Here is an 11,721-nt window from a genome sequence, read left to right on the forward strand (position 1 = left end):
AAGAAAATATTCTAATAACATATAGAAAAATAGGCTACCGCCGGCGGATTTTATCCGCCTAGTGCGACAGCCTCTTTATAATTCTTAGTTATTTCTAAAATTCATTCTCTCTTAATTAATAATATTAATACATTTCCTCTGTTCTCACAGTATTGAATACCTCATTTTCATTAATGCCTAAATCTTCACATGCTTGTTGAAAACTACATCCCATTTCATCCATATACCTTGCAACATATGAATTAATATCCACACCAGAATTGATAAAATCCATTTAAACTACCTCCTCTAAAATTACTTTAAATATATAATAAATCTACAAACTGTGTATTTTAGAACAAGTATCTTCCCCCTAAAATATACAGTCATGAATATTTATTATTAAGCAAAACAAGATTGTATATACTCTTTTTATTCACAAGTTTTACTTTATAATAATTAATATTTTACCCATAGAAAAAAAATATATTCCTTATTGAAAACATTATCATATTTTTATCTGAAATATTTATTCTGGAATTATTTTTAACCATTTCAAATATATTTAAATATATTCATAAATCAGGAGTATTATTCTAATATGAAATTCTTATTTTTTTTAATATTATTAATCATAATAGGAGGAGGTGGATTTATAGTATTTTATAAATTTCAAGAAAATATGACATCTATATTAAGAGAAAATCATTTATTAAAGAATCAGCTTTCTACTGTCAGAAATAAATATAATCAGCTTTTAGATTCTCAAAAAAACTACCTACTAGAGTTTTTGACTGTAGATAATTTATATGGACTTCTTCCTCAAAAAACTAATATATACTTATATCCAGATAAAAACGCACCTATACTTAAAATCCTTGATATTGGAATGCAGGTTGGAATTTTAGAAAAAGTTACTGTCAATAATGCAACATGGTACTATGTTGCTCTACCAATTGATAATAATATAAACTCTAGAGGATGGGTGCCAGACGATTCATTTTCTAATCTCTCTTCCTCACCTACAGAATTATATAGAAAAAATTAATAAAATTAACTTATTAATTTTCTCGTTTTGTGTATAAATAGAATATCCTTTGGTAATAATTATAATGAAGTATTTAACTTCAATATTTAATCGCCTCTCCCCCATTTTTATTTATATACAATTAACAATAGTCACAGTTGTATTAACCCAAATATAACTGTGACTATTTTGTTTTATAAAATACTCTTTATAATTTTACTCTATTTATATTCAAACATAGTTTTACACTATATTTATCTTATTTACACAATACAAAACCCATCTGAAGTATTTCTCAGACAGGTTCTACATTTAAACTATATATTTTTTAATATGCTATCCCTATCTTTAATGATAAGGATAGCTTATATAAAAAATTTTTTCATCTCATTTAATTCTAAACAAATACTCAAATCAATTATGAAAAATCACCTTGTAAGTACTTATCCAAAATTAAATTAATAAAAATATGTATGAGATTGAAAAAATTCAGTGCTTGAAGGATTTTTTCTAATATTATCTTATGTACATAACTTCAGTTTTATTCACGAAATTTTTTAATAATTTTTATTTGCATTTATATAATAATTTCCCTTTTCATCATACTTTGTATACTTTATATTAAACTGATTTTCTTGAAGCATAGAATTTATTAGACCTATATCATCTTTATTATTTTTATTAATTTTTATAATAAAATTATCATCCCTATCTATTATTTTTAAATAATCAAAAATATTACTATAATCGGCCAATCCTATATCCCCACTAATATCCATGCTATAATTTGACATTAGTTTATATCCTCCTTATTAAAGTCATTTTTATACTAGAATAGTATTCCTTTTTTTCAATGATTTTATCCAAAAAACTAAAACCACCTTTCAATATAAATATTTGTTTTATAAAGAAAATTTTATATTGAAAGGCAGCATATTATCTTTTATTTATTATTTTTACCTTCATTTATACTGTCTATTACTTTGTTTACTTCAAACTCCGGTACTTCCTCATACCTTATGAATTCTTTACTAAAGCTTCCCCTTCCTTGAGTAATAGATCTTAATTCTGTTGCATATTTCCTCAATTCACTCATTGGAACTTCTGCCATAACCTTTTGTTTATCTTTATCAGGTTCCATTCCCATAACTCTTCCACGTTTCTTATTAATATCTGCAATAACATCTCCCATATATTGTTCTGGAATTATAACTTCAAGTGACATAATTGGTTCTAGAAGTATAGGTTTCGCCTGTTCTAAGCCTTTCTTATATGCAATAGATGCTGCCATCTTAAATGCCATTTCAGATGAATCTACAGGATGATATGAACCATCATGAAGAGTAGCTCTAAGTCCTATAACCGGACATCCTGCTAAAACTCCATGAGTAATACACTCTCTTAATCCTTTTTCAACTGCAGGTATAAAGTTTCTAGGAACTGCTCCACCTACAACTTCATCTACAAATTCCAGATCTTCTCCGTTATCTTTCCTATGTTCAAATTTTATTACTACATCACCATATTGACCATGACCTCCAGATTGTTTCTTATGCTTACCTTGAACATCTGATATTCCTTTTATTGTTTCTTTATAGGGAATCTTTGGTAGGTCTAAATTTATATCTACACCATATTTACTCTTAATTTTACTTGCAATTACACTTATATGAGTTTCACCAAGCCCTGAAATTATAGTTTCTGCATTTTCTATATCTCTAGATACATCAAATACAGGATCTTCTTCTTTTAATTTACTTAAAGCCTGTGATATTTTTTCTTCATCACCTTTAGCCTTAGGTATTGCTGCCATAGAGCATACTGTTGCTGGGAAATTCATCTTATCGTATTTTATCTTAAAATCTGGACTACATAATGTATCACCAGTACTTGTATACTGTAATTTTGATATTGCTCCAATATCTCCTGCTATTATTTTTTTTGTTGGAATTTGATTTTTACCTCTTAAAAAACATATGTGTGATAATTTTTCATTCTTATCCTTATTTGTATTAAGCACTGTCATATCATCGACAGCTTCTCCTGTAATAACTCTAAAGAATGATATCTTTCCTACAAATGGATCTGCAATTGTCTTAAATACCAATGCTGAAAATGGTTTATCATGATCCAAAGTTACGAAAACCTCTTCATTGTTTTCAAGATTTAAAGCCTTTTGTGGTATTGCATATTCTGGTGAAGGGAAACATTCAATAATATCTTCTATTAATGTATCCATTCCAATTACTTTTAATGCACTTCCACACATAACTGGTGCAATGTCACCACTAGCACATCCTTTTATAAGTCCGTTATAAATTTCTTCATCACTTAATGTACCTTCACTAAAATATTTATCCAATAACTTTTCATCTGTCTCTGCAACTGACTCCATAATCATTATCTTACATGCATGAACCTTTTCTTTTAAATCTTCTGGAATATCAACTATTTTTACTTCCTTTTTATCAGGATCATATATTCTTGCTCTTTCAGATATAACATTTATTACACCTTTAAAATCATCTTCTTTTCCTATTGGATATTGAATCGGAACTACACTTATCCCAAATTTTTGATTAAGAGAATCTAATACGTTATCAAAATTTGCATTTTCTCTATCTAATTTATTAATAAATATAGTTCTGGGAAGTTTGATTTTATTACAGTACTCCCAAGCTCTTTCTGTTCCTGCTTTTATACCAGATACTCCACTTACTACAATCATTGCTACATCTACAGCCCTCATCCCTTGAATCCATTCTCCATTAAAGTCGGCATAACCAGGAATATCAATAATATTTAATTTAACCTTATCAAATTCAATAGGTGCTACTGACAAAGAAATTGAGAATTGTCTCTTTTTTTCCTCTGCATCAAAATCTAATACTGTTGTTCCATCTTCAATTTTTCCTAACCTATCTGTCACTTTAGAATAATATAATAGGCTTTCTGCAAGAGATGTTTTCCCTGTACTATTATGACCTATTAACCCAACATTTCTTAAATTTTTAATATTATAATCCTTCATAAATTCTGCCAAACCCTAACCTTCATTAGAAGCTGGCTCCACCTACCTTTCATAATATAGTGATATAAGTCTTTATTAAATAAAATCTATTATTTTAGATATTACCAACATTCTTATATAGTATATGTATTATCTGGAAGTATAATTATAAATATTCTATTTATATTGCTAAAACCCTTTATATTATTCATAATTTTCTGAAAACTTACCTTTAAGTCCTTTCCCCTATCCCCTACATAAATATTAGTACCCAATTTTACACAATAATATTAATATAAAACTGAACATATCCTATGGTTTTTGTATTATAATTAGTTGTATGTAAAATTCATATTATACATTTCTAAATTTAATAATATATTAAGGAGATATAGTAATTATGGCTAGTAATGCAAACCATTCACTAACTAAAAAGAATGCGAAATCAGGTAAATTCGAATTACTTTTTACACGATTCATAATATGCGTTCTTACAGTAATGTTCATTATCCTTTTTGCAACATCTGTAGGTATTGCAATCCGATATAAAAATATGAATTATGTAAATATAACTATATTAGCAATTTATATTATCCTGCTAATAACATTTATCTATAGCATCCGAAAAAAAATCGATAAAAGCAAAGTACTTATAGGCACAATAGCAGTAGGATTTATTTTGAGATTTATATGGGCATTTATTACACCAAGTATACCTACTTCTGATTTCAAAAACATGTATGATACAGCTCAGAACTTATTAATTGGAGATAACAGTGCTCTTACTGGACTAGGATACTTTGCAAGATTTCCTCATATGACACCATATATTTTATTCCTTTCATATATGATAAAATCATTTGGAAGTAATGCTTTAATGGTTGTAAAAGGAATCAATGTAGTTTTGTCTACATTCTCAATATATTTAGTATACTTAATCTGTAATTCTATATTTAATGATTCCAAAAGACCTTTAATCGGTACATTTATAATGTCAATACTTCCTGCATCAATTTTATATGTGCCTGTATATTGTTCTGAGAATATTGCTATACCATTTTATTTATTAAGTATGTATTTATTTATATTAGTATTTAATAATAAGAAAAACTCATTATATTTAATATTATGCAGCTTATTATTATCAATAGGACATTTATTTAGAATGATAGCATATATAGTACTTATAGCTTATATAATGTATATATTAATTTATAATAAAGACACAATATTAAAAAAATTAAGAAATATTATTTTTATAATAATTCCTTTTTTATTGGTATTTATATTCGTAGGAAATTATCTTGTTAAAGTTGGTATTACAGATCAAAAATTATGGGGAGGAAGTGAACCAAGCAATATTACATCAGCTGTAAGAGGAAGTAATATTGAAAGTGGTGGAAGTTGGAATCCTGAAGATGCTGAATTTATAGCAGATCTTTTAGATAATAGAGAAGCTTTAGAAAAAGCATGTAAAGAAAGAATTATTGAAAGATATACTACAACTCCTCCATTGAAATTAGCTGGTTTCTTCCTGGAAAAATTTGCTTCCCAATGGTCAAGTGGTGATTGTGCTGGTGCATACTGGTCAGAACTTGGTATTCCAGATAAGGATATAGTATTTGATATATCAGGCAAAGGTAACTTTTCATATCAAATAATCTATTCTATATTACTAATTCTTATAATAATAGGATTTTTTAATAGAAAGCAACAATCTGAAAATAAAATAATAAATCTTTTCTATATAATATTATGTGGATTTGGAGCTATATTCCTTGTACTAGAAACTCAATGCAGATATTCGTTTATAGTAAGCTATATATTTGCTATACTGCCTGTGACTGCATTCAATTTCAGTTTTAATCCTAATAAATAATAAAAACACCTGAAGATGAATATTTTTCAATAATGCATCTTTCAGGTGTTTTTATTATTATTCTAAAATTTAATTATCCATTGCTGTGTTTTCTTTTTTTCCAAATGCAAATAACTTCATTATTACAAAAGTTACAGGTACTCCTATAATAGCTGCTAATGCAAAAACTATAAGTTTATTCCAGCCCAGCATGTTATAGAATAGCAATACGCATATATTTTGTATAATAAAATTAGGAATATATGATATGCAGAATTTTATATATTTATAAAATTCCATATTTTCTTTAAATACTATAGTACTATTTAGCAAATAAGAAATAGTCATTGAAGTTATATATCCCACAATAAATGCTGTATTTACTTCTAAAAATAATGAATAAATGTAAGAAAATAATATACCATTAATAGTATTTATTCCGCCGACAATTAAAAAGTTAAAAAATTGTTTTGATAAAAACATTGATTTCAACTGTTTTATTTTTCCTGGTTTATATTCATCCCAAACAATAATATTATTTCCACTTACTATAAATCTCTTCTTTGCTAATAATGATAAAGGCGCATCGCTTAAAGAATCAGAATAAAATTCTTCTATTTTATGATCTTTAAATGTTTCATTCAGTCTTACTACTTTTTCCTCACCATAGCAGTTCTTACCTTCACATACACCAGTATTTTTATTTACTTCTGAAGCAATTAAATGTTTGATTCCTATTCTTCTACATATTTCATTTAAGAGAAATGTAGGAGATGCAGAAATAATTAAATCATCATCCTTTTGTGAATCAATATACCATTGTTTTATCTTATGTTGATTATTATCCCAGAATTCATTTACAAAGTTATCTGTATCATTTATACCATTTAAAAATGAGTAAAACTTCTCTTTAAATTTTAGTTTGGGATGTATTCCAAACATATATTTTATAAATCCTATAATTTGTATAGGTAAATATTTTATTAAAGATGGTTTTTTCTTTAATGAAAATTTATAAAAGTCTAATGTGCTATCGCCATCATATATAGTTTTATCGAAATCATAAACGTTCATCTCATCTATCCTTATATATTATTTTGCAAGATACCCACTTCAAATTATGAATATCTTGCAATAAAAAACTTATTTGTATTTATTATATAATTATTAAAGTTTATAAGTATATTATTAAAAGCACAATAAGCGCATATAAGAATACCATTCCCATAAGTATTTTATCTTTTAATAATACACTCACTGGATCTCCATCTGAATTTCCTTCTACATCAAGACTATATTTCATGCATATAAGCATAACCAATGGTACTGTCCATACAATATTACTATTAGAATATCTTGCAATAGTAGTACCGTCTACACACCATAATGAATAAAATACAATAGTAAGTCCAAGACACATATACATGTTCTTATCTAAGAAATCATGATTATAGAATTTAAGTACTTTTCTTGATTTACTTCCCTGAGTATCTAATTCATTTCTTCTCTTTCCAAGACCTAAGTAGAAAGACATAGCTATTACTGTAAGATAAAGCCAGTTAGATACTTGTATAGATGTTACTGCTGCTCCATAAAGAACTCTTAATAAGAATCCAGATACTAATATAGTAATATCTATAATAGGCAGGTTTTTTAATCCCATACTATATGCAAAATTTAATCCTACATATAATAAAACAAATATCCATCCCCAAATATTAGATCCACAAGCAAAATAATTTAGCGTAATCCCAACAATAGCAATGACTATAGCCAATATATATGCATTCCTTACTGAAACTGCTCCTGACGCTATAGGCCTTTTACATTTCGTTGGATGCTTCCTATCCTTTTCGACATCTTGTATATCATTAATAATATACACTATGGATGAAAGTATACTAAATGAAAGAAATCCTAATATTGTTTTCCTTAATAAAGTTAAGTCAAATAAGTTCTGACTAAAAACAAGGGGTAAAAAAATTAATACATTCTTTAAATAATGATGAACTCTCATCAATTTTAAATATTTTTTCATACACTTCTACCTCAATTCAAGATTAATTCAAGATTAATTCTTAAAGTACATTATAATTTTGTGCTTTTATATTATACTATATCAATTATTTTTTAACAATTCTCCCCACATTTTCAATAGATATAATTCGTCTTAATACCAAAGATATATCAATATTGAAGAAATAATATTATTTATTTTTATACAAAAAAGGCAGCTATAAAATGATTATATTAATTATCACTTTATAACTGCCTCTCTTGTATATGTCATAATAGTAATTAGAATTTAACTTATTAATTTTCTATGGTTTACATGAACATTCCAACTCCAACTCCTAATGGAAGTTTTAATATAAACCAAACTATAAGAAGCACACTCCAGCCTATTAAGAATACTATTGAATATGGAATCATTGTTGAAATTAATGTTCCTATTCCAGATTCTTTATCATACTTTTCAGCAAATGCAACTATCAGTGCAAAATAACTCATAAGAGGTGAAATAATATTAGTAGTTGAATCACCTATTCTATAAGCCATTTGAGTAAGTTCTGGTGTATATCCTATTCCCATTAACATAGGAACAAATATAGGAGCCATTATAGCCCATTTAGCTGACGCTGAACCCATGAATAAGTTAATGAATGCTGAAACTAATATAAATGCAATTAATAATGGAACACCCTGTATTCCTGTTCTCTCTAAGAAGTTCGCTCCATTAACAGCTATTACAGTTCCAAGCTTTGTATAACCAAAATAAGCTACAAATTGTGCTGCAAAAAATACTAAAACAATATATGAGCCCATTGATGACATACTCTTGCTCATAAGGTTAATAACTTGCGAATCATTCTTTATACTTCTTTCACCTATTCCATATGCAATACCTGGTATCATGAATAATAATGAAATAATAACTACTATAGAAGTCATAAATGGAGACTTTAAAATCTCATGTGTCTGTGGATCTCTTAGTACTCCATTATAAGGAATTACTAATAATCCTATTAATACTAAAGTTATTAAAAAAGCTATACCTGCAAATATTAAACCTCTTTTTTCATTATCGGATATATCCATACTTTCATCTGCTTGTCCGTATTTTCCCGAATACTTACCTAATCTTGGTTCAACAATCTTTTCTGTAACTATTGTCCCTAATATAGTGATAAGAAATGTAGATGCTATTACAAAATACCAGTTGCCTGTTATTCCAACTTCATATGAAGGATTAGCTAACTTAGCAGCCTCTGTACTTATTCCCGCTAATAATGCATCAGTTGATCCTGGAAAAAGATTTGCACTAAACCCACCTGATACCCCTGCAAAAGCAGCTGCAATCCCTGCAAGTGGATGTCTTCCACAACTCCTAAAAATAACTGCACCTAAAGGAATTAATACTACATATCCTGCATCAGAGGCTATACTAGACATTACTCCAGCAAATACAACAACTAGTGTTACAAATTTTTTAGGTGTACTTATTACTAATTTCTTTAGTAATGTTGCTATAAGGCCACTTCCTTCTGCTACGCCAACTCCAAGCAATGCAACTAATACTGTTCCAAGTGGTGCAAAACCTGTAAAATTACTTATTGCACTTGTAAATATATATCTTATTCCATCTGGACTAAGCAAGCTGACAACATTAACAGTAGATAACTTTAACTCTCCACTTGCAATATCTATACTCTCATACGTAACTCCTACTCCCAGCTTATAAGCAATATGAGAAATTATCATTATCAATGCACATAATATTATGAATAAAGTCGTAGGATGCGGAAGTACATTCCCAACTTTTTCAATAACACCAAGCATACCTATTTTTTTCTTTTTGCTACTCATAAATTTCTCCTTAGTCAATATATAATTTATAGTAAAGTTAATTTTTAATATTTCACCATAATTATACATATCGACTAAATATTTAACAATATACTTTTATCATTTTTACTGTTTTTCTATTGTATTATACTATTTTTTATCATTATATGAATTTACATATATATTCTATATAATTAAATATTAAACTATTAATTGAATTTATTTACAATTTGTTTTTTGTAGTAATACATTTGTATTTATATAGTGAACTCTTAATATTTTATAAAATAAAAAGCACTCTAGAATTTACTTTTTCTATAGTGCTTAATAACATATATAAATAATTTTTAGTTTTTACTATTATTCTTTAGACATTTTCCTCGAATAATTCTAAATAGTATATAAAATAATATGAATGTTAATCCGCCACATGTATCAATCATAACATCTCTAAATGCACCTTCTCTTCCTGGCACAAATAATTGATGAAATTCATCTGTGCATGCATATAAAAATACACCTATTAAAGTTATTAATGAACTAATTTTGAATGCATAGTACATTCTTACTACATTCATTATTAAAAATCCCAATATCATATACTCTAAGAAATGGGCACATTTACGTACTATAAAATTAGCAAATTCACCAAACATTCCGTTAACATCAATATTTAGGTTTTTTAAGATAGACATAACCTTAAAGCTTTGACTATCAGATATATTTGCTGGCTGATTAGACATATAAAATATAATGCCCATCCAAAATATTAAAAGACACCAGTTTATAATCTTTCTTTTGCTGTTCATCATCCTTATCCTAATTATTATAAAATTCTACTGTGACATATATTTATTTATATAAGCAAGTGATTCTTCTAATAATTCCTGTCCTTTCTCCAAACCTTCTATTTTTATTTCTAAATTACATACTCTCTGATCAATTTGATTCATAAGTTGTCTTATATCCTGTAATAACTTTGCATCATAACTTACCTGTACACCTTCTGCATCAATATATACCTTCTCTGGAGGATTTCCGCACTTAGTACATTTAGCATAAATAGTTCCCTTATCTAAATCGTGAAAAACCTTAAAAATATCATTATTACACTTCTGACAGTTTGACAGCATTGTATATTCATAATACCCTACATCATAATAATAGACATTTCCACATTCCTTACAAGTTAACATCAATTTATTATCTTTAGTTGTTATATAAAATTCATTTCCACTGCAGCCATCTTTTTTACAAACAACAGTCCTAATCATAACACTAACCTCTCATAAATTAATTATTTAATAACCATTTAATAAAACAGTTATGTAAGTCATTATATTTATTTTTCACATAATTTTTTATTTCTATATTAATATATTTTTACTTATCTTCTTTTCCGTTCTCTAAAATAGCACTCTTTAATTTATCCTCTATTAATTTTATTTTTACATCAACACTTTCTGTATTTTTTCCTTCTAACAAAAAGCTTCTCTTAGTCAATTTTAAATTCTTAAGTTCATCTTCTAAATTACTCTTACTGCACAAATTAATTCATCTCCATTCTTAATACTGTACTTCTATTTATATGGTAATATACTTTTAATTTATACTTAATGATAATTAAAATTTACCTTTAACCTAAGTCTATTGATAATTAATAAAGTTACAGTTTATATATTATATAATACTTTTACAAATAAAATTATAATATATATGGTTCATACTGTACACTTTTATCATTAGTCAAATTTGTATCTTTTATTTTATTATTTTACTATTATGTATAAGTTTCTTTATAATTTTATCTTTGTATTATTATTTCTTATTTTATTATTAATGCTGTAATTAATTCATAAAAACTATAATCACAATAATACCATTTAATTGCAAAATAAAAAACTATGAAGAAATATTCATAGTTTTAATGGTGGAGATAAAGAGATTCGAACTCTTGACCCCCTGCGTGCAAGGCAGGTGCTCTCCCAACTGAGCTATACC

11 protein-coding genes are annotated in these 11,721 nt (G+C 26.9%); 2 read left to right on the plus strand and 9 right to left on the minus strand.

The genetic code is table 11. The annotated features are described in order from the left end of the window. Positions 1–124: 124 nt before the first annotated feature. Positions 125–274 (minus strand): hypothetical protein, encoded by a 150-nt coding sequence (locus HF850_RS14590; protein ID WP_169106157.1) that lies wholly within the window; start codon positions 272–274, stop codon positions 125–127. 306 nt (positions 275–580) lie between these two features. Between HF850_RS14590 and HF850_RS14595 the strand changes: the two genes are divergently transcribed. Further along, on the plus strand, positions 581–1,027 hold the full coding sequence (locus tag HF850_RS14595) for an SH3 domain-containing protein (RefSeq protein ID WP_169106158.1): 447 nt from the start codon (positions 581–583) through the stop codon (positions 1,025–1,027). A 536-nt stretch (positions 1,028–1,563) separates the two neighbouring features. Here HF850_RS14595 and HF850_RS14600 read toward each other — a convergent pair. After that, entirely contained in the window at positions 1,564–1,800 is a 237-nt protein-coding gene (locus HF850_RS14600; RefSeq protein WP_169106159.1) for a hypothetical protein, read from the minus strand. Between the two features lie 149 nt (positions 1,801–1,949). Then, on the minus strand, positions 1,950–4,037 hold the full coding sequence (gene fusA, locus HF850_RS14605; protein ID WP_169106167.1) for an elongation factor G: 2,088 nt from the start codon (positions 4,035–4,037) through the stop codon (positions 1,950–1,952). A 379-nt stretch (positions 4,038–4,416) separates the two neighbouring features. Between fusA and HF850_RS14610 the strand changes: the two genes are divergently transcribed. After that, positions 4,417–5,895 carry a glycosyltransferase family 39 protein gene (locus HF850_RS14610; RefSeq protein ID WP_169106160.1) on the plus strand — a complete coding sequence of 493 codons (1,479 nt, stop codon included), beginning with the start codon at positions 4,417–4,419 and terminating at the stop codon, positions 5,893–5,895. A gap of 69 nt (positions 5,896–5,964) precedes the next feature. Here the strand turns inward: HF850_RS14610 and HF850_RS16175 are convergent, their stop codons facing one another. The 6 genes from HF850_RS16175 to HF850_RS14640 form a co-directional block, all read right to left on the minus strand. Next, positions 5,965–6,948 carry an HAD-IB family phosphatase gene (locus HF850_RS16175; RefSeq protein ID WP_169106161.1) on the minus strand — a complete coding sequence of 328 codons (984 nt, stop codon included), beginning with the start codon at positions 6,946–6,948 and terminating at the stop codon, positions 5,965–5,967. Positions 6,949–7,048: 100 nt separating this feature from the next. Continuing rightward, entirely contained in the window at positions 7,049–7,912 is an 864-nt protein-coding gene (locus HF850_RS14620; protein ID WP_169106162.1) for a UbiA prenyltransferase family protein, read from the minus strand. A gap of 290 nt (positions 7,913–8,202) precedes the next feature. After that, on the minus strand, positions 8,203–9,741 hold the full coding sequence (locus HF850_RS14625) for an AbgT family transporter (RefSeq protein WP_169106163.1): 1,539 nt from the start codon (positions 9,739–9,741) through the stop codon (positions 8,203–8,205). A 326-nt stretch (positions 9,742–10,067) separates the two neighbouring features. After that, positions 10,068–10,532, minus strand: a complete 465-nt coding sequence (locus tag HF850_RS14630) for a VanZ family protein (protein ID WP_206151692.1) — start codon at positions 10,530–10,532, stop codon at positions 10,068–10,070. A gap of 24 nt (positions 10,533–10,556) precedes the next feature. Beyond that, positions 10,557–10,994 (minus strand): hypothetical protein, encoded by a 438-nt coding sequence (locus HF850_RS14635; protein WP_169106165.1) that lies wholly within the window; start codon positions 10,992–10,994, stop codon positions 10,557–10,559. 109 nt (positions 10,995–11,103) lie between these two features. Beyond that, entirely contained in the window at positions 11,104–11,268 is a 165-nt protein-coding gene (locus HF850_RS14640) for a hypothetical protein (RefSeq protein WP_169106166.1), read from the minus strand. Positions 11,269–11,721: the final 453 nt, after the last annotated feature.

This window comes from Clostridium sp. SM-530-WT-3G, assembly GCF_012843905.1.
Taxonomy (GTDB): Bacteria; Bacillota; Clostridia; order Clostridiales; family Clostridiaceae; genus Clostridium.